Origin of the sequence: Corynebacterium vitaeruminis DSM 20294, assembly GCF_000550805.1 — a bacterium.
GTDB classification, from domain to species: domain Bacteria; phylum Actinomycetota; class Actinomycetes; order Mycobacteriales; family Mycobacteriaceae; genus Corynebacterium; species Corynebacterium vitaeruminis.
The window spans coordinates 1626286-1646088 of the sequence record NZ_CP004353.1; the positions used below are offsets into that span (position 1 = coordinate 1626286).

At 67.0% G+C, this 19803-nt stretch carries 16 protein-coding genes; all 16 read right to left on the reverse strand.

Annotated elements, in window-relative coordinates:
- Positions 1-84: 84 nt before the first annotated feature.
- The 16 genes from ppc to fmt all read right to left on the reverse strand — a co-directional run bounded on the left by ppc (position 85) and on the right by fmt (position 19794).
- Entirely contained in the window at positions 85-2850 is a 2766-nt protein-coding gene (gene ppc, locus B843_RS07455) for a phosphoenolpyruvate carboxylase (protein ID WP_025252886.1), read from the reverse strand.
- A 129-nt stretch (positions 2851-2979) separates the two neighbouring features.
- A complete protein-coding gene (tpiA, locus tag B843_RS07460; RefSeq protein WP_025252887.1) occupies positions 2980-3759 on the reverse strand; it encodes a triose-phosphate isomerase in 780 nt (259 codons plus the stop codon).
- Between the two features lie 139 nt (positions 3760-3898).
- Positions 3899-5113, reverse strand: a complete 1215-nt coding sequence (locus B843_RS07465; RefSeq protein WP_025252888.1) for a phosphoglycerate kinase — start codon at positions 5111-5113, stop codon at positions 3899-3901.
- Positions 5114-5285: 172 nt separating this feature from the next.
- Positions 5286-6290 carry a type I glyceraldehyde-3-phosphate dehydrogenase gene (gap, locus tag B843_RS07470; protein ID WP_025252889.1) on the reverse strand — a complete coding sequence of 335 codons (1005 nt, stop codon included), beginning with the start codon at positions 6288-6290 and terminating at the stop codon, positions 5286-5288.
- Positions 6291-6884: 594 nt separating this feature from the next.
- The gene (gene whiA / locus B843_RS07475; protein ID WP_404825178.1) at positions 6885-7871 is read right to left on the reverse strand and encodes a DNA-binding protein WhiA; all 987 of its coding nucleotides are present in this window, start codon (positions 7869-7871) and stop codon (positions 6885-6887) included.
- A 106-nt stretch (positions 7872-7977) separates the two neighbouring features.
- Positions 7978-8985 carry a gluconeogenesis factor YvcK family protein gene (locus B843_RS07480; RefSeq protein WP_025252891.1) on the reverse strand — a complete coding sequence of 336 codons (1008 nt, stop codon included), beginning with the start codon at positions 8983-8985 and terminating at the stop codon, positions 7978-7980.
- Between the two features lie 127 nt (positions 8986-9112).
- Positions 9113-10012 carry an RNase adapter RapZ gene (gene rapZ / locus B843_RS07485; RefSeq protein WP_025252892.1) on the reverse strand — a complete coding sequence of 300 codons (900 nt, stop codon included), beginning with the start codon at positions 10010-10012 and terminating at the stop codon, positions 9113-9115.
- Between the two features lie 68 nt (positions 10013-10080).
- Entirely contained in the window at positions 10081-12150 is a 2070-nt protein-coding gene (gene uvrC / locus B843_RS07490; RefSeq protein ID WP_025252893.1) for an excinuclease ABC subunit UvrC, read from the reverse strand.
- A 110-nt stretch (positions 12151-12260) separates the two neighbouring features.
- The gene (locus B843_RS07495; protein ID WP_025252894.1) at positions 12261-12785 is read right to left on the reverse strand and encodes a PH domain-containing protein; all 525 of its coding nucleotides are present in this window, start codon (positions 12783-12785) and stop codon (positions 12261-12263) included.
- Between the two features lie 129 nt (positions 12786-12914).
- Positions 12915-13379: a 6,7-dimethyl-8-ribityllumazine synthase gene (gene ribH, locus B843_RS07500; RefSeq protein ID WP_025252895.1), complete on the reverse strand. Its 465-nt coding sequence runs from the start codon at positions 13377-13379 to the stop codon at positions 12915-12917.
- An 89-nt stretch (positions 13380-13468) separates the two neighbouring features.
- Positions 13469-14740, reverse strand: a complete 1272-nt coding sequence (locus B843_RS07505; protein WP_051483473.1) for a bifunctional 3,4-dihydroxy-2-butanone-4-phosphate synthase/GTP cyclohydrolase II — start codon at positions 14738-14740, stop codon at positions 13469-13471.
- Positions 14741-14786: 46 nt separating this feature from the next.
- Complete coding sequence (locus tag B843_RS07510) at positions 14787-15401, reverse strand: riboflavin synthase (RefSeq protein ID WP_025252897.1); 615 nt, start codon at positions 15399-15401, stop codon at positions 14787-14789.
- Positions 15402-15483: 82 nt separating this feature from the next.
- Entirely contained in the window at positions 15484-16470 is a 987-nt protein-coding gene (gene ribD, locus B843_RS07515) for a bifunctional diaminohydroxyphosphoribosylaminopyrimidine deaminase/5-amino-6-(5-phosphoribosylamino)uracil reductase RibD (protein WP_034650794.1), read from the reverse strand.
- Positions 16471-16576: 106 nt separating this feature from the next.
- Complete coding sequence (gene rpe, locus B843_RS07520) at positions 16577-17245, reverse strand: ribulose-phosphate 3-epimerase (RefSeq protein WP_025252899.1); 669 nt, start codon at positions 17243-17245, stop codon at positions 16577-16579.
- A 69-nt stretch (positions 17246-17314) separates the two neighbouring features.
- Complete coding sequence (locus tag B843_RS07525; protein ID WP_025252900.1) at positions 17315-18856, reverse strand: RsmB/NOP family class I SAM-dependent RNA methyltransferase; 1542 nt, start codon at positions 18854-18856, stop codon at positions 17315-17317.
- A complete protein-coding gene (gene fmt, locus B843_RS07530) occupies positions 18853-19794 on the reverse strand; it encodes a methionyl-tRNA formyltransferase (protein ID WP_025252901.1) in 942 nt (313 codons plus the stop codon). The genes B843_RS07525 and fmt overlap by 4 nt, the downstream gene beginning before the upstream one ends.
- Positions 19795-19803: the final 9 nt, after the last annotated feature.

Consider the following 19803-nt stretch of genomic DNA (forward strand, 5'->3'; position numbering starts at 1 on the left):
GGCGATTATACACGACAATCGCCTTTTACCCCGCACGCCACGTGCGTCAACGGGCTCCCAGCCGCCGCACCGCGAAGGCACGGACTAGCCGGAGTTGCGCAGCGCGGTGGCCAAGCCATTCATGGTCAGGCGGATGCCGTGGACCACGCTGTAGCTCTCATCTCCGTCGCGGTAGGCCTTGAGCAGGCGCCACTGGATGGCGTTGAGCGGCAGCAGGTACGGGAAGCGCGAGCGGACCGAGCGCTCGAGCAGCGGGTTGTCGTCCAGCAGGCCGGAGTAGCCGGTGATCTGGGCGTGCATCTTCTTGGTTAGCTCGAACTCTTCCTCGATCTTGCCGTAGATGCGCTCCGCAGCCTCCTTGTCGCTGACCAGCTCGGAGTAGAACTTGGCAACGCTCATCTCGGCCTTGCTCATCACCTGCGCCATGTTGGACAGCACGGAGGCGAAGAACGGCCAGGAGTCGTTGAGCTCCTTGAGCCTGGCCAGGCGCTCCTCGCGCTCGGGGCCGTGACCCGCCCACTCGTCTAGAGCGGTGCCCATGCCGTACCAACCGGGCAGCATGACGCGCGACTGCGACCAGCTCAGCACCCACGGGATGGCGCGGAGGTCGGCGAGCGAGGAGGTCTGCTTGCGCGAGGACGGCCGCGATCCGATGTTGAGCGAGCCGATCTCCGCCAGCGGCGTGGAACCGGTGAAGTAGGCGATGAAGCCGGGGTCGTCGTGGGCGAGCTCGGTGTACTTGGCCTTGGACAGCTCCGAGATCTCCTGCATGGTGTCGTAGGCGTCGGTCGGGGTCGAGCCGAGGTCGTCGACCTCCAGCAGCGAGGCCTCGATCGCGCCTGAGACCAGCGCCTCCAGGTTGGCCAGCGCCGAGGTGTGCGAACCGTACTTCGCCGAGATGATCTCGCCCTGTTCGGTCACGCGGATGGTGGCGTTGACCGCGCCCTTCGGCTGGGCCAAGATGGCGTCGTAGGACGGGCCGCCGCCGCGGCCGACGGTGCCGCCGCGGCCGTGGAAGAGCCGGATGTCGATGTCGAACTCCTCCGACAGCTCCACCAGCTGCGTCTCCGCGGCGTAGAGGGCCCAGTTGGCGGAGAAGTAGCCGCCGTCCTTGTTGGAGTCGGAGTAGCCCAGCATGACCTCCTGCAGGTCGCCGCGCTGGGAAAGGTAGTCGCGGTAGAGCGGGATCTCCCACAGAGTGCGCAACACGGAGGCGCCAGCGTTGAGGTCCTCGATGGTCTCGAACAGCGGTGCGATGTCCATCGCGCCGGTAAGCTTCCCGTCGCGGGACTCGATGAGCCCGAACTCCTTGAGCAGGATCATCGGCTCGAGGATGTCGGAGACGCTCGCGGCCATGGAGATGATCGTGTGCGGGACCATGCGGGCCCCGAACTTCCGCACGGCCTCGCCGGCGGCCTCGAAGATCTTCAGTTCGCGGACCGTGGGCTCACTAAAGCCCGCGAAACGCGGTGGCACGAGTGGGCGCGCGGAGCGCAGCTCGTCGAGAAGCAATGCGCGCTTGGCGTCCTCGTCGAGCGCGCGGTAGTCCTCCACCACGCCCGCGGCGGCGAAGACCTCGGTGAGCACGTCTTCAAAGCTCTCGGAGTTCTGGCGCAGGTCCAGCGAGTAGAGGTGGAACCCGAAGGACTGGGCCGAGGCCCTGATCGCGCCGAGCCGATCGTCGGCGATGAGCTCGTCGTGGGAGGCGCGCAGGGAGCGGTCGAGCACGTCGAGGTCGGCGATGAACTCGGCCGCGTCCGCGTAGGGCTCGAACTCCTTGAACCAGGTCCCCACCACGGCGTCCTCGCCGATCTTGTCCACCAGGGTGGACATCATGCGCCCGCGCATACCGTGCACGGCGCGGCGGTAGGGCTCGTCCACGCGGCCCGGGATGTCGTTGTGGCCCTTCGCCGCGAGCTCGCGCAGCTCGTCACTGACCGTGGTCATGCGGTCAGAGAGGCTGAGCTCGTGCTCGAGGGCGTGGAGCTGGTCGACGTAGTAGCTGAGGACGGTCTCCGCGGCGCGGGTCGTGGCGTACAAGAGGGTGTCGTTGGTGACGTAGGGGTTACCGTCGTGGTCGCCACCGATCCAGGATCCAGGCTTGATTACTACGTTGTCGGCCTCCGCCACGCCGAAGCGACGCTGCAGCTCCTCGCCGACCCGGCGGTTGATCTCCGGGATCGCGTCGAGCAGGCTGAGCCGGTAATAGCGCAGGCCGACCTCGACCTCGTCCTTGATGGTCGGGCGCGCGACGCGGATGAGCGCGGTCTGCCACAGGACGGCCAGCCATCGTCGCATTTGCTTGTCGACGTCGGCCAAGGCCTTTTCCGTCAGGGCGTTGGGTGCGGCCTCGAGGATGGCTCGGCGCTGCGAGAGCAGGTCGGACATGTGTTCCTGGACGTCGAACACCGTGCGTCGGCGGGTCTCGGTGGGGTGAGCCGTGAGCACCGGCGCGACCTCGGCACGCGCGGCGAACGAGGCCAGCTCCGCCTTGTCGATCTTTGCCTCGTCGAGCTTGATCCAGGTCGCGTCGAGGGTGGAGTCCTTCGGCGGCTCCCCCGCCTCGAGCAGCTTACGGGCGTGCGTGGCGTCGTGGAGGTCCTCGACCACGTTGGCCAGCAACGCGAAGTGGTTAAACGCGCGCACGACCGAGATGGCCTGCTCGGCCTCGAGGTCGCCCAGCGAGCCGAACAGCTCCTCCATGGTGGCCTGTCCCTTGGCCACCTCGAAGGACTTCTGCCGGATGGCCTCGACCCGCTCGTACACCTCCTCCCCTTCTTGCTCGGCGATGATTCTTCCTAGGAGAGCACCCACATACCGAATGTCCTCCATCAACGGATCTTTCGACATACCTTCAGGTTCCTTAAGGGATTGGGAGTGATTGTTGCTTGAGACGCGCAGTGCCGCCCAGCTGTATCAACCGGGCGGCACTGTACTCACCGTTGCACTAACGCTCAGTGACTCAAGAAAGGGGCTGGCTTAGAGGCCAGCGGCTGCGTTGGCAGCGAGCTTCGCGAAGGCCTCGCCGTCGAGCGAGGCGCCGCCGACGAGCCCGCCGTCGACGTCGGTCTGGCCGACGATCTCGGCCACGGTCTCGGCCTTGACCGAGCCGCCGTAGAGGATGCGGATGCCCGCTGCGGTGGCCTCGTCGGAGACCTCGGCGACGAGCTTGCGGATGGCGGCGCAGACCTCCTGCGCGTCGGCCGCGGAAGCGACCTTGCCGGTGCCAATGGCCCAGACCGGCTCGTAGGCGATGACGGTGTTGGCCAAGTCCTCGGCGCTCAGCCCTGCCAGGGAGGCGCGGGTCTGCTCGACCACGTACTCGACGTGGGTGCCAGCCTCGCGGATCTCCAGCGGCTCGCCGACGCAGACGATGGGCTTCATGCCCTTGCCGAGCGCTGCCTTCGCCTTGGCGGCGACCAGCTCGTCGGTCTCGCCGTGGTACTGGCGGCGCTCGGAGTGTCCCACCACGACCCAGGTGCAGCCCAGCTGGGAGAGCATCTCGGCGGAGACCTCACCGGTGTAGGCGCCGGACTCGTGGACGGAGACGTCCTGCGCGCCGTAGGTGATGAGCAGCTTGTCGCCGTCGACCAGCGTCTGCACGGAGCGGATGTCGGTGAACGGGACGGTGACCGCAACGTCGACCTTGTCGTAGACGTCCTTCGGAAGCGCAAAGGCGAGCTTCTGCACGGTAGCGATGGCCTGCTTGTGATCCAGGTTCATCTTCCAGTTTCCAGCGATAAGTGGCTTACGTGCCATGAGTGTAGGGGTCCTTTCGAGAAGGCGACGATTGCGGAAAAGCGTGCTTTGTCGGCGGTGGCTTGTGTTTATCGACGCCCACCGCCACGGCGTCGAACCTCGCAGATGAGGCGGGCCGCGGCCCGCCTCATCGGGGGCACTAGGACTCCAGGACCTTCACGCCCGGAAGCTCCTTGCCCTCGAGGTACTCCAGAGAGGCGCCGCCACCGGTGGAGATGTGGCTGAAGCCCTCCTCGTCGAGGCCGAGCAGGCGGACGGCCGCAGCGGAGTCGCCGCCGCCGACCACGGAGAAGGCGCCGTTGGCGGTGGCCTCGATGATGGCCTCGGCAACGCCGCGGGTGCCCTTGGAGAAGGCCTCGAACTCGAACACGCCCATCGGGCCGTTCCAGAACACGGTCTTGGCGGTCTTCAGGACGCCGGCGAACTTCTCGACCGTCTTCGGTCCGACGTCGAGGGACATCCAGCCCTCCGGGATGCCGTCGAGCTCGACGACCTTGTTCTCAGCGTCCGCGCCGAACTCGGTGGCGGCGATGAGGTCGACCGGCAGGACGAGCTTGTCGCCGTAGGTAGCCAGCAGCTCCTTGCACTTGTCGATCTGCTCCTCCTGGAGCAGGGACTTCTGGACGTTAATGCCCTGCGCCGCGAGGAAGGTGTAGCACATGCCGCCGCCGATGATGAGCTTGTCGGCCTTGGCAGCCAGGGCCTCGATGACGCCGAGCTTGTCGGAGACCTTGGCGCCGCCGAGCACGACGACGTACGGGCGCTCCGGGTTCTCGACGACCTTCTTCAGGACGTCGATCTCCTTCTGTACCAGGGTGCCAGCGTAGTGCGGCAGGCGCTTGGCGACGTCGTAGACGGAGGCCTGGGCGCGGTGGACGACGCCGAAGCCGTCGGAGACAAACGCGCCGTTCTCGGCGGCCAGTGCCACGAGCTGGTCGGCGAACTCGCCGCGCTCAGCCTCGTCCTTGCTGGTCTCGCGGGGATCGAAGCGGACGTTCTCGAGCAGGAGGACGTCGCCATCGTTGAGGCCGTTGGCGCGCTCGTGTGCGTCCTCGCCCACGACGTCACCGGCGAGGGCGACGTACTGGCCGAGCGCCTCGGACAGAGCCTCGGCGACCGGGGCCAGGGAGAACTTCTCGTTGACCTCGCCCTTCGGGCGACCCAGGTGAGCCATGAGGATGACGCGGGCGCCGCCCTCGACCAGAGCCTTGATGGTGGGCAGGGAGGCGTTGATGCGGCCGGCGTCGGTGATCTCGCGGGCGTCGTTCAGCGGAACGTTGAAGTCGGAGCGAACGAGGACGTGACGTCCCTCAACGCCCTCGTTGAGCAGATCCTGTAGGGACTTTACGGTCATGTGGGTTCTCCATCCTGGGGTTTGCGTGCGCCATCGCGCAGCGGTTGGGCCAAACTATTTAATTTTAAAGCTAAAAGTAAATAATCCGGGGTGCGTACGCGAGGTACACACCCCGGACCACAGGGTTAAGCCGGGCGCTGTAGGCGGCACATCCGGCTTGCAACCTTAGATGTTAGAGGCGCTCGCCGACGTACTCGGTGAGGGTAACCAGCTGGTTGGAGTAGCCCCACTCGTTGTCGTACCAGGAGACGACCTTGACCTGGTTGCCGATGACCTTGGTCAGGCCAGCGTCGAAGATAGACGGGTGCGGATCGGTGACGATGTCGGTGGAGACGATCGGATCCTCGGTGTAGGCCAGGACGCCCTTCAGCTCGCCCTCGGAGGCAGCCTTGATGGCGGCGTTAACCTCTTCGACGGTGACCGGCTTCTTGGAGTTGAATGTCAGGTCGGTGGCGGAACCGGTGATGACCGGGACGCGGAGAGCGTAGCCGTCCAGAACACCCTTCAGCTGCGGCAGAACCAGGGCGACAGCCTTGGCAGCACCGGTGGAGGTAGGAACGATGTTCTGAGCAGCGGCGCGGGCGCGGCGCAGGTCGCGGTGCGGTGCGTCGTGCAGGCGCTGGTCACCGGTGTAGGCGTGGATGGTGGTCATGAGGCCGTTCTCGATGCCGAAGACCTCGTCCAGGACCTTGGCCATCGGAGCCAAGCAGTTGGTGGTGCAGGACGCGTTGGAGATGATGTTGTGCTTGGCCGGATCGTAGTCGGTGTGGTTCACGCCGACGACGAAGGTAGCATCCTCGTTCTTAGCCGGTGCGGAGATGATGACCTTCTTGGCGCCAGCCTCGATGTGAGCAGCTGCAGCGTTGGCGTCGGTGAAGAAGCCGGTGGACTCGACGACGATGTCGACGCCCCACTCGCCCCACTTCAGGTTCTTCGGGTCGCGCTCAGCGGAAACGATGATGCGGTGGCCATCGACGGTGATGGACTCGTCGTCGTAGGTCACTTCCTTGCCCAGACGGCCCAGGATGGAGTCGTACTTGAGAAGGTGGGACAGGGTGTGGTTGTCAGTCAGATCGTTGACGGCAACGACCTCGATGTCAGAGCCACGCTCGGTCAGAGCACGGAAGAAGTTACGACCGATTCGGCCAAAGCCGTTGATACCTACGCGGATAGTCACAGTAGTCTCCTCAAATTAGAGTGAACGAGTATGGCGGCCGAGCGTTGAATTCAGTCCGGATATGTCCGGTTCCTTTTGTTGAATTGCTCGGCTCAACCTCAATTCCCAAGTGTAGCGAGGTATGCACGAACCTGCAGAACAATTTTTCCGATCATCTTCGCCGAAGCCCACATAACTTCCCGAAAGTGCGTTTTAGTGACCCCCGCAATAGAACGGGAGTGAGAAAGCCAAGGCTCACAACATGGGCAAATGGGTGAAAGTCCCCCCTTTTTGGTGGAGAAAACGACCAATTCAACTCTTGGCCGGGTTTACTTTCCCGCCCGCTCGCGCCAGAGTGATGCTTGACACATAGTGCCCGAATGGGCACTTTCGCCTCATTTTCACACGGTTTTTGGCCGCGATTTCACGCGCAAACAACATGATTCAAACCGAAAAACAACCATTCCAACACCTTCCGGTCATGCCCTCATCCGCAACGGTTTTCGATGAAGCCCACACAAAACCCACATGCGTTCACTCCCTTTCCGGGGCCACGCGCACGAAACCCGGGGCACGGCCACTGCCGCACGCCCCGGGTTGACGGTGTACTTCTCGCTAGAGGTCCTCGAGGATCTCCTCGCTGATCGCCACCTGGGTGTCGGGAATGCCAAGCTCGCTGGCGCGCTTGTCCGCCATCGAGAGCAGGCGGCGGATGCGGCCGGCAACCGCGTCCTTGGTCATCTGCGGGTCGGCCAGACGCCCCAGCTCCTCCAGCGAGGCCTGCCGGTGCTGCACGCGCAGCTGGCCGGCCTCGGCGAGATGGTCGGGAACGTCATCGCCGAGGATCGCCATCGCGCGCTCCACGCGGGCGGCGGCGGCCACGGCGGCGCGCGCCGAGCGGCGCAGGTTGGCGTCGTCGAAGTTCGCTAGGCGATTGCCGGTGGGGCGGGTCTCGCGCTTCTCGCGCTTCTGGTCCCACTGCAGGCGGGTGGCGTGCGCACCCATGCGCGAGAGCAGGGCTCCGACCGCGTCGCCGTCGCGGATCGTGACCTTCTCCACTCCCCTCGTCTCCTTGGTCTTCGCGTTGATGCCGAGCCGGCGGGCGCAGCCCACGAGCGCCAGCGAGGCCTCCTGGCACGGGCAGGCCACCTCCAGCCCCGAGGCACGGCCGGGGTCGGAGAGCTGGCCAGCGGCGAGGAAGGCTCCGCGCCATGCGGCCTCGGCGTCGGCCACGGTACCGGAAATGATGTGCGGCGGAAGGCCGATGACCTGGTGCCCGGAGCGGGTGACCAGCCCCAGTCGGCGGACGATGGTGTCGGCGTTCTTGGTGATGCGCAGCAGGTGCCGCTGCGTCTTGCGGGACGAGGACACGCCCAGGTCCATGAGGCGCACCTCGGTGTCGAAGCAGTCCTCGAGGTCGGCGACGAGCCGCTGGGCCACGGCCTTGTTGTCGAGCTCCACCTCGATGACGAGGTTGCCCGCGACGACGTCGAGGGTGCCCGCGAAGCGGATCATCGTGGCGATCTCGGCGTTTCTCGCGCTCGCCCGGGTCACGGCGGTCTTGGCCAGCTCCTCCTTGACCTGCGTCGACAGCATTGTCACGCCCATACAAACCTTTCCCGCATCGCGAACTTCCTCTTGCCCCACAGCCAGCGCCGCGGGCGTTCCACAGAGAGCATTAAGGATACTATCCTAACCCCCGGCCCAGTCACCGCCCCCTGCGCTCGAACTCGTACAGCAGCGCCTGCGCCAGCTTTTCCGGGTCGTGCCGGTCGGTGAGCAGCCCCTTCCCGTCGTTTTGCCGCAGATCGTGGAAGGCCACCTTGGCGTCGAGAAGCGAAGCAGCGCGCTCGAGGTACTTCCTATCGCTCTGGTTCGGGATGGAGAAGTTGTCGGCGATAATGAGGTCCACCTTGAGCCCCTTCGCGTGCTGGCTGAGCATGTGCACGTGGCGCTCGGCGGTAAAGCCGCTGGTCTCGCCCGGCTCCGCGGTGAGGTTCAAGACCACGACCTTGAACGCGCTCGACTTGCTGATCGACTCCACCACGCCGGGGACCAGAAGGTGCGGGATGACGCTGGAGAACCAGCTGCCGGGGCCGAGCGTGATGAGCCCTGCGTCAGCGATGGCGTCGACCACCTCGCCACAGGGCTCGGGGTTTTCCGGGTAGAGCTTCACGCGGCGGACCTGGCCGATCGTCGAGGCGACCGCGACCTGGCCGCGCACCTCGCGCATGATCCGTGGGTCGTCGTCAAGGCCTGCGACGTCGGCCGCGATGTCGAGCGGATCGGCGCAGACGGGCAGCACCCGACCCTGCGCGCGAATCATCTTTCCCACGACGTCGAGGGCCGCAACCTCGCTCTGCAGCACCTCGTAGACGCCCGCGATGAGCAGGTTTCCGGCGGCGTGACCGGCGAGCGCGCCGTGCCCGCCGAAACGGTGCTGGAGCACCTGCTCCCACATCCGCCCCTCCTCGTCGAAGGGGGCCAGCGCCGCGAGCGCCATGCGCAGGTCGCCCGGCGGGACGTGCCCCAGCTCCCTGCGGATGCGGCCGGAAGAGCCGCCGTCGTCGGCGACGGTCACGACGGCCGTGATCGACTCCGAGGGCAGCTGCCGCACCGCGCGCAGCGTCTGGAACAGCCCGTGACCACCACCTAGGCTGACGATCTTGCCGACGTTCGTCGCCGGCTGCGAAGCAGGTGCCGTTGGTTCAGTCATGGTGTTACTCGATCTGTGTGTGGTGTGAAGGGCCAGGTAATCGCCAGGTTCGCGGTTTCGCTTGCCGACGCCGATGGCGCCGCACCGCCCAGGCCTCCGAGGGGGCCGCGTGGCGAAGGCGTGGCGGCTAGTTGCGGTTGATGTCGCGGTGAAGCACCGAGACGTCGAGGTTCTCGTCCTCGCGCAGCAGCTGGCCAAGCGCCTCCACAATGGCGACGCTGCGGTGGTGGCCGCCTGTGCAGCCGATGGAAATGGTGATGAAGTTCTTGCCCTCGTGCTTGAACCCGTCGAGCATGCCGCGGAACATGGTGACGAAGTTCGACAAAAAGCCCTGGGCGCTGTCGTGGGAGAGGACGTAGTCAGCGACCGGCTTGTCCACTCCCCTGAACGGCCGAAGCTCCGGCACCCAGAAGGGGTTGGGGAGGAAGCGCACGTCGACCATGATGTCGGTATCCCGCGGGGAGCCGTGCTTGAAGCCGAAGGACTGCACCGTCACGTGCGTCCGGGTGGTGGCGATGCCGGCGAAGTTCTGTTCGATCGCCCGGCGCAGGTCGTGCACCGAGAGGTCGGAGGAATCGATGACCACGTCCGCGCTCTCCTTGAGGCTGGACATGATCTCGCGCTCGCGACCGATGCCGACGACGAGCGTGCCGTTGCCCTGCAGCGGGTGGATGCGGCGCAGGTTGTCGAAGCGCTTGATGAGCACGTCGTCGCGCGCGTCCATGAACAGCACCAACGGCTTGAGCCCCTTGGCGCTGAGCTCGGAGATGACCTCCTCCAGCGAGCCCTTGTACTCCAAGGATCGGACGTCGGAGACGACGGCGATCTTGTTGTTGGAGAACTCGTTGGAGGCGTTTTGCTCGACGAATTCTAGAACGTATTGAGGAGGCAGATTCTGGATGACGTACCAGCCCATGTCCTCGAGGACCCGGGCGGCCGAGCTGAGGCCGGCGCCGGACAAGCCGGTGATGAGCACCGGAGGAATGGGCGTGCGCGGCTCGATGTCTCCTCGCAATTCATAATTCATACCTGCGATTCTAACCTTCCGCGGCCGACACCGGCCGTACTCGGGGTTTCGCGCCCGCGCGGCGGGGCCTATTCGCCCTCGCCCGGGTGCAGGGCAGCAAAGACCGATTCGGCCAGCTGCGGGCCGAAGCCGTTGACCGCCTGGATCTCCTCCACCGTGGCCTCCTTCAGCTTCTTCACGGAACCGAAGTGCTTGACCAGCGCGGTGCGGCGGCTGGGGCCTAGGCCTTTCACCGAGTCCAGCTCCGAGCGCTTCATGCGCTTCGAGCGCTGCTGGCGGTGGAACGTGATGGCGAAGCGGTGCGCCTCGTCGCGAATGTGCTGGAACAGGTACAGCGCCTGGGAGTTGCGCGGGAAGATGAGCGGATCCTCCTCGCCGGGCAGCCAGATCTCCTCCAACCGCTTAGCGATGCCGATGAGCATGACGTCGTTGATGCCGAACTCGTCGAAGACCTCCTGGGCGGCGTTGACCTGCGACTTTCCGCCGTCGACGATGAACAGCTGCGGCGGGTAGGCGAAGCGCTTGGACGCCTGCTCGAGCGGCTCGTCCTCGAAGGAGGCCTCCGCCACGTCGGTGGACTCCGGCACGGTGAGCTTGTCCTGGTTGTGGCGGGTAAACCGCCTGCGGGTGATCTCCGCGATCGAGGCCACGTCGTCCGAGTGCCCGTCGCCCGCGGCCTCCTTGATCTTGTAGCGGCGGTAGTCGCTCTTCTTGGGCAGGCCATCCTCGAAGACCACGAGCGAGGCGACGACGTCGGTGCCCTGGATGTGGGAGATGTCCGTGCACTCGATGCGCAGCGGCGCGTCGTCCATCTCGAGGGTCCCCTGGATCTCCTTGAGCGCCTGCGAGCGGGCGGTGAGATCGCCGACCCGCTTGAGCTTGTGCTGGCGCAGCGCCTCCTGGGCGTTCTTGTGAACCGTCTCCGCCAGCGTGCGCTTGTCGCCGCGCTGCGGGGCCTTGACCTCGACGTTCGCCCCGCGCAGGTCGCTCAATACTTCGGCGAGCTGCGCGGTGGGCCCCGCGAAGTCGTGGATGAGGATCTCCCGCGGGATGACCGAGCCGCGCGCGCGGCTGATCGCCTTGGCGTCGGTGCCCATCGGCGCCTGGGCACCGTGGGAGAACTGGTCGACCCCGCGGCGCGCGTAGGCCTCGGCGGCCTTCGCCTCGCTGGCCTGGGTCTGATCCTCCTGCTCGATGGCCTCCGAATAGAAGCGCAGGAGGAAGCTCGAGACCAGGTCCGCGAGCCCCTCGGGGGAATCGTCGACGAGCTCGACGACCCACCCGCGCTGCCCGCGGATGCGCCCCGAGCGCACGTGGAAGAGCTGGATGGAGGCCTCCAGCTCGTCGGCGGCGACCGCCACGAAGTCGGCGTCCGTCCCGTCGCCGAGGACCACGGCCTGCTGCTCGGTGAGCTTGCGGATCGCCTCGAGATCGTCCCTGAACCGGGCGGCGTTTTCGAAGTCGAGCTCCTCGGCGGCCTGGTTCATCTTCTGCGTGAGCTGCCTCGTCACCGGATCGACGTGGCCCGACATGAACGAGCAGAACTGGTCGACGATCTCCCGGTGTTCCTCGGGGCTTACCCGGCCCACGCACGGGGCGGAGCACTTGTCGATGTAGCCCAGAAGGCACGGGCGCCCCAGCTGCTCGTGGCGGTGATAGACCCCCTTCGAGCAGGTGCGCATGGGGAAGACGCGCATGGCGAGGTCGAGCGTCTCGCGCACGGCCCACGCGTGCGAGTACGGCCCGAAGTAGCGCACGCCCTTGCGCTGCGGCCCGCGGTAGAAGAAGGCCCGCGGGATCACCTCGCCGACGGAGACGGCCAGCACCGGGTAGGTCTTGTCGTCGCGGTACTTGACGTTGAACTTCGGGTCGAACTTCTTGATCCACGTGTACTCCAGCTGGAGCGCCTCCACCTCGCTGGAGACGACCGTCCACTCGACGCTCGCCGCCGTGGTGACCATCTGGCGCGTGCGCGGGTGGAGCTGGGAAAGGTCCTGGAAGTAGTTGGACAGGCGCTGGCGCAGGTTGATGGCCTTGCCCACGTAGATGACCCGCCGGTACTCGTCGCGGAACTTGTACACGCCCGGCTGGGTCGGGATGGTGCCGGGCGCCGGCTTGTAGGTGGTGGGATCGGCCACGGGGTCCTCCTCCAAGATACTTCTGGCAGGTTGCGTCCACGCTACCCGCGAAACGATGGCACCCTCACCGCGCCGACCGGGCGGTGAGGGTGCCTACTAAGTAATGAATCCTAGTCCTCCGGCATGTACTTGCCCTCAAGCTCGCGGAACTTGTCCACTGCCTTGACAGAGTCGATGCCGTCGGCCGACTGGAAGGCCCACAGCGGAACGTACTCGAACTCCGGCAGCTCGAGCCGGGCCATGCGCGCGCCCTCCGGGAAGTTGAGCCCGTAGATCACCGACCACGGGTAGAACTGGCTGCCCAGGAAGTTGCGGACGTCCACGCCATCGGAGTTGGCGCGCACCCGCGGGCGCTTGAGCGCGATGTAGATGACGGTGGCGAAGATGAGGCCAACGAGGAAGTAGCCCCACTGGTCGATGAGCGTGATGCCGGTTCCGCTGTCGCCCACCGCGACGATGATCGCGAGGAACACGTGCACCGCGACGACCACGGCCGCGGCCATCCACGCCCACATCTTCATCTTGCGGCTTTCGACCACGAGCTCCCACGGCTTGGTGGTCGTCAGGGCGGGGTCGGCGGCTACATAGGCGAAGACCTCTTCGTCGCTCAGCGTCTTGCGGGAGTTGTTGTCCATCAGAATTCTTTTTTCATCTTTCCGAAAAGATCCGGAGGGCTTCGGCCACCGGCTCGTGCGGTTCACCCTAGGATCCTACGCTGAAACCCTAAGGGGGTGAAAGCGCGAGGTAGGCGTACTACCCCGCCCTCAGAGGCTGCGCAGCAGCAGCGCGGTGTGCAGCGCCGCGGTCATCGCCTCAGCACCCTTGTCCTCCACGGAGCCCTCGAAGCCGGCGCGGTCGATGGCCTGCTGCTCGGTCTCGGTGGTGAGCACGCCGTTGCCCACCGGCTTGCCGCTGTCTAGCGCGATGCGGGTCAGTCCTTGGGTGACCGAGTCGCAGACGTAGTCGAAGTGCGGGGTGCCGCCGCGGATGACGCAACCCAGGGCCACGACTGCGTCGCAGGTCTCGGCCAGCTTCTGCACCACGACCGGGAGCTCGAGGGCGCCGACCACGCGGTAGTCGAGCACCTTCGCCCCCAGCTGCGCGCCGGTCTCGATCGCGCGGCGGTGCAGCTGCGCGCAGATCTCCTCGTTCCACATGCTGGTGACCACGCCGACCGTCAGGCCGGTGGCGTCGATGCTCGAAACCTCAGGAAGTCCTTCTTTACTCATCTGAGCTGTCCCTTCTTTCCAATCAGGCGCCCGGCCACGTAGTGGTGGCGGGGCGCCCGTGGACCGCGCGAAGCGCGGTCGCCTTCGGATTAGTGGTTGTGGTTGTGATCGAACAGGTCGACCCACGGCAGGTCGTGGGCCATGCGGTCGCGCTTGGTGCGCAGGTAGTTGACGTTGTCCTCGGTGACCTCGACCTCGACCGGCACGCGCTCGGCGACGGTGATGCCGTAGCCGGAGAGCTCGTCGACCTTGGCGGGGTTGTTGCTCATCAGCCGGACCCTCGTGATGCCCTGATCCTTCAGCATCTGTGCGGCCATGGAGTAGTCGCGGGCGTCAGCCGGGTGGCCGAGCTGGAGGTTCGCGTCGACGGTGTCCACGCCCTGGTCCTGCAGGTGATAGGCCTGCAGCTTCGCCAGGATGCCGATGCCGCGGCCCTCGTGGCCGCGCATGTAGATGAGCACGCCCTGGCCGTTCTCCACGATGGCGTTGAGGCTCGCGTGGAGCTGCTGGCCGCAATCGCAGCGTCGAGAAGCGAAAACGTCGCCGGTGAGGCACTCCGAGTGCACGCGCACGAGCACGTCATCGCCTGACTTCGGGTCGCCGAAGACCAGCGCCACGTGCTCGATGCCATTGACGAGGCCGCGGTAGCCATAGGCCGTGAACTTGCCGAACTCGGTCGGCAGCACGGTCTGCGCCGCGCGCTCGACCAGCACCTCGTTCTCGAGGCGCCAGTGGCGCAGCTGCTCGATGCTGATCAGCTTGAGGTCGTGCTCGTCGGCGAAGCGGCGCAGCTCGGGTGCGCGCGCCATGTCCGTGGGATCGTCCTCGGAGACGACCTCGCAGAGCACGCCGGCCGGGCGCAGGCCTGCCAAGCGCGCGAGGTCCACGGCCGCCTCGGTGTGCCCCTCGCGGACGAGGACGCCGCCGTCGCGGGCGCGCAGCGGAACCACGTGGCCGGGGCGGGTGAAGTCGGCGCGAACCGAGTCGGGGTTGGCCAGCCGGCAGATCGTCTCCGAGCGCGAACGCGCGGAGATGCCCGTGGTGCCCGTGGCGGCGTCGACGGTGACGGTGTAGGCGGTGTCGCGTGCGTCCTCGTTCTTCGAGGTCATCGGGGGCAGCCCGAGGCGATCACAATCCGCCTCGGTCAGCGGGGCGCAAATGTAGCCGGAGGAATAGCGCACCATGAAGGCGACCAGTTCGGGGGTGGCCTTCTCGGCGGCGAAGATGATGTCGCCCTCGTTTTCGCGATCCTCGCTATCGACCACAACCACCGCTTTTCCAGCGGCGATGTCGGCGATCGCGTCGTCGATCGAGTCCAAACGCACCTTTTCCGGTTCAGGCTGATTTGCTTCGTTAGTCACGGCTTTACACTCTACTTCTCATTCTGTTGTCAAACGCACTAGGGGTTTACTTGTCGACGCCTACGGCGCCGCTACCCCTATTCATCATGTTTTCCACATACTTGGCTAGAACATCGACCTCCACGTTGACGAGGTCGCCGACCTTCAGCTGGCCGTGCGTGGTCTCGGCCAGGGTCGTGGGAATCAACGAGACCTCGAAGTAATCTATTCCCCGCGAGCTCACCGTGAGCGAGGTGCCGTTGAGCGCGATGGACCCCTTCTCCACCACGTAGGGGGCGAGCGCCTCGGGAAGCGCGAAGCGCAGGACGTCCCAGTGCTCGCTGTGCTGACGAGACAGCAGGGTGGTCACGCCGTCGACGTGGCCTTGCATGATGTGCCCGCCGAGCCGGCCGTTGGCGGCCAGCGCACGCTCGAGGTTCACGGGGCTGCCCACCGCGAGCCGCCCGAGCGAGGAGCGATCGAGGGACTCCTGCATGACGTCCGCATCAAAGTGCTCCGGGGTGAACTCCACAACGGTCAAGCACACGCCGTTGACGCAGATGGAGTCACCGTTGTGCGCGTCCTCCAAGACCTTCCGTGCGCCGATGCGCAGGCGGATCGAGTCCCCCAGCTGCTCGATGCCTTGGACGGTTCCGAGCTCCTCAACAATTCCAGTGAACATGTCTTCCCTTTGTGTGATCGTGAAAGGCGGGATGCCGAGGCCGGTTCCCGGTGAATGGCCCGAGAATCGCCCCGGCACCGCGTTAGGACTGGCCGAGGATGCTGAGCACGTCCTCGCCCAGCACGCGGGTCCCGAGCCGCCTGAATTCCTTGATGTCGGCCATCGTACGCGCACCCGGCCAGCCGGTGAGCGCGATGCCCGCGCCCAGCAGCTTCGGCGCGGTGTAGTCGTGGATGAAGTCCACGAGGCCCGCCTCAAAGAAGGAGGTGATCAGCCCCGCTCCGCCCTCGACGAGGACGTCGCGGGCCCCGCGCTCCCACAGCTCGGACAGCGCGGCCTCGATGCTCGCGAAGCTCAGGATGTTCGGGTCGCGGCTGGCGCCTAAGTGGAAGGACTCCGGGATGTACCTAGTGCCCACCACCACGCGCAGCGGTTGATTCTCGTAGGGGCCGGTGGCCGTGCGGGCGGTGAGCTGCGGGTCGTCGGTGAGCACGGTTCCGGTGCCCACGAGGATGGCGTCGCGCTGCGAGCGATCCCGGTGGACGAACCGGCGGGCCCGCTCGCCGGTGATCCACTGGCTCGTGCCGTCGGGGGCGGCGATGAACCCGTCGAGGGTGTGTGCCCACTTCACGGTCACCGCGGGGCGGCCCTTCTCGATCGCCTTCTTCCACGGCAGGAGGGTCTGGACGGGGAGGTCGAGGAAGTAGACCTCCACGCCGTGCTCGCGCAGGAACTCCGCGCCGCCCTGGGCCTGGGGGTTCTCGTCGGCGGAAAGGTAGAAGACCCTTCTAACCCCGGCCTCCAGCAGCGCGTGGCTGCAGGGGCCGGTCCGGCCGGTGTGGTTGCAGGGTTCGAGCGTCACCGCGGCCGACAGCCCCTCCGAGGGGCGGCCCGCGAGGTTGCGCAGCGCGTTGATCTCGGCATGCGGCCCGCCCGCGGGCGAGGTGCCGCCGGTGGAGACCACGCCTTGGTCGTCGAAAAGCGAAGCGCCGACAGGCGGGTTCGGGCTGGTTGTGCCCTTGACCGCGTCGCCTGCGGTAACCGCGGCGGAGACGGCCTGCGCCACCACCGCGCCGTGCTCGCGGCCGATCCGCTCGAGGGTGTGGAAGGAGAGGATGTGTGCGCCATTGTCCGGCTGCCACGTGCTCACTGCGTCATCGCCTCTCTTTTTGCCGCTAGAGCGTGGCCAGGGCGCGCAGCTCGTCGACCGCGTCGTTGGGGACCTCGGCCTTGTAGACCGCGGAACCGGCGACGTAGGCGTCGCAGCCGGCCTCGGCGGCCTGGGCGATCGTGGAGGCGGAGATTCCGCCGTCGATCTCGATGGTGACCTCAAGACCGCGGGAGTCGATCTCCTTGCGCAGCGTGCGGACCTTCTCCAGCTGCTCCGGCATGAACTTCTGCCCGCCGAAGCCGGGCTCGACGCTCATGACCAGCACCTCGTCGAACTCGTGGAGGTCTGGCAGGTAGGGCTCGATCGCGGTGCCCGGGCGCAGCGAGAAGCCGGCGCGAACGCCCTGCGAGCGCAGGTAGCGGGCAAGCGAGACGGGGTCCTCGGTGGCCTCTACGTGGAAGATGACGCAGGAGGCACCCGCGTTGATGTAGCTGTCCACCCAGCGCTCCGGGTCCTCGATCATGAGGTGGACGTCGAGCGGCTTGTCGGTGTGGCGGGACACCGCCTTCGTGACATCGGCGCCGAAGGAGAGGTTGGGGACGAAGTGCCCGTCCATGACGTCGACGTGGATCCAATCCGCGTGCGACACCGCCTCGAGCTCGCGGTCGAGGCAGGAGAAGTCGGCGGCGAGGATGGACGGGGCGATGATCGGGCTACGGGATGCTTCACTCATGGGTTCAAGTGTAACCAATCTAACGCCCGCGAAAACCCGTTTGCCCGTCGCTTTTTCGCGTGCCGACGTCTACGGCTGCTCGCCCGCGGCCTTGCGCAGGACGGCGAAGAACATCGCGTCCGTGCCGTGGCGGTGCGGCCACATCTGGATGGACTTCTCCTCCCCCGCGTTGTCGAGCTCGGGCACGAGGGCGTGGGCGTCGAGCTCCTCGACGGGAAGGGTGGCCAGCGCGTGGTCGACGATGCCGCGGGTCTCGCGCAGGTCCGGAGAGCACGTGGAATAGACCACGACCCCGCCGGGGCGCACGAGCTCGACGGCGGAGGCGAGCAGCTGGGACTGCAGCTCGTTGAGCTCCGCGATGTCCGACTCCTGCTTGCGCCAGCGCGCCTCCGGGCGGCGACGCAGTGCCCCGAGTCCCGAGCACGGCGCGTCGACCAGCACGCGGTCGAAGCCGGGGGTGAGGCCGGTGGCGCGGCCGTCGACGTTGTGGACGGTGACGGGCAGGCCGTCCACCGACTTCTCGATGAGCCGAGCCCGGTGTTCGGACACCTCCACCGCGTCGACCTTCGCCCCGTCGATGCGGGCGAGCGAGCCGATGAGCGCGGCCTTGCCGCCGGGTCCCGCGCACAGGTCTAGCCAGCGGCCTTGATCCTCACCCTCGACGGGGGCGGCGACGAGCGTGCGGGCGATGATCTGGCTGCCCTCGTCCTGGACGGCCGCCAGCCCCTCGCGGACCGGATCGATCTGGCCCGGGTCGCCGGACTCGAGGTAGACCGCGTACGGGGAGTACTTCCCCTCCTCGCCACCGGTGATGAGCGCGAGCTCCTCCGCCGTGATCTCGCCGGGGCGGGCCACGAGGTGGACCTTGGGGCGTAAGGAGTCGGCGGCGAGTGCCGCGTCGAGCTCCCCGATGCCGACGACCTTGGCGAAGCTCCGCGCGATCCACTCGGGGTGGGCGTTGCGGAAGGCGATCGACTCGATCTCGCCCGCGGGCGTGAGCTTTTCCATCCACTTCTCCGGCGTGGTGCGTGAGATCGTGCGCAGGATGCCGTTGGCGAAGCCCTTCGCGCGCTCCTGGCCGATCGCGCTGACGATGCGCACCGAGGTGTCCACCGCCGCGTGCGGCTCGACGCGGGTGTAGAGCAGCTGGTAGGCGCCCAGCCGCAGCGCCGCGAGCACGCCCGGGTCGATGCTGTCGAGGTCGCGCGAGGAGCACTCGGCGATGATCGCGTCGATCACGCCCTGGGTGCGCAGCGTGCCGTAGGTGAGCTCGGTGGCAAACGCCGCGTCGCGCCGCTTGAGGCCCTCCTCGCGCAGCAGCCTGGGCAGGGCCAGGTTGGCGTAGCTGCCGTCCTCGTTGACGCGGAAGATGACGTCGAAGGCGGCGGCGCGGGCCAGGTCCACGTCGACGAAGATGTCGCGGAGGCCGTCGGTTGTCTTCGGCTGCCTGCGGGGCTTGTGCCTTCTCGGTGCATCGTGGTGCTGGTCGGCGGGCGCCTTGCGCTTGTGCTCCCCGCCCTTTCCGGTCGCGGGCTTGCGCTGTTGCTTGCCCGGCTGCCCGGCGGGCTTCGCCGTGCGGGAGCGGAAGCCCCCGGCATTGTTCTGGCTCATTCGACAACCACTCCCTCGGTCTCGTGCAGGCCGCGCGCCCAGTCGGAGGCCCGCATCCGCTTCTTGCCCTGCGCCTGAACCTCGCCGAGCACCACGTTCTCGCTACCGGTGCCCACGAGCACGCGCTTCTTCTCGATGCGCACCTGCCCCGGCGCGAGCCTGTCCCCGCCGTCCTCGGCGAAGCCGATCGGCCCGACCTTGAAGCGCTCGCCGCCAAGCGTCGTCCACGCGCCAGGCCCCGGGGTCACGGCGCGGATCTTGCGATCGACGACGCGGGCGTCCTCGGTCCAGTCGATGCGGGCGTCGGCGACGGTGATCTTTCCGACGTGCGTTGGCTCTCCCTCCTGCGGGCGCGGGCGCACGGTTCCGTCGGCGATGTGGTCCATTGTCTCCCTGAGCAGCCGGGCGCCGGAGTAGGCGAGGGTGGTGAGCAGCGAGTCCGCGGTGTCGTCGTCGGCGATCGGCTGGGTGAGCACCTCGTAGACGTCGCCGGTGTCCAGGCCTGCGTCGATGCGGAAGGTGCTGGCACCGGTCACGGCGTCGCCCGCGGCGATGGCGGCCTGGACTGGCGCCGCGCCGCGCCACCTGGGCAGCAGCGAGAAGTGCAGGTTAATGAAGCCTTCGGGCACCATGTCGAGGACGTCCTGCGGGATGAGGTTGCCGTAGGCGACCACGGGGACGCAGTCGGGCGCCAGCTCCTTCAGGCGCGCGCGGAAGGCCTCGCCGTCCGCGGTGCCCGCCTTGAGCGTAGACGGGGTGAGCACCTCGATGCCGCGCTCCTGGGCCAGCGCCGAGACCGGCGACGGGTGCAGGGTGCGGCCGCGCCCCTTGGGAGCGTCGGGGCGGGTGAGCACCGCGACGACCTCGTGCTCGGAGCCCAGCAGCTCCTCGAGGGCGACGACGGCGGGTTCGGGAGTTCCGGCGAAGATGAGTCGCATTCTTGTCCT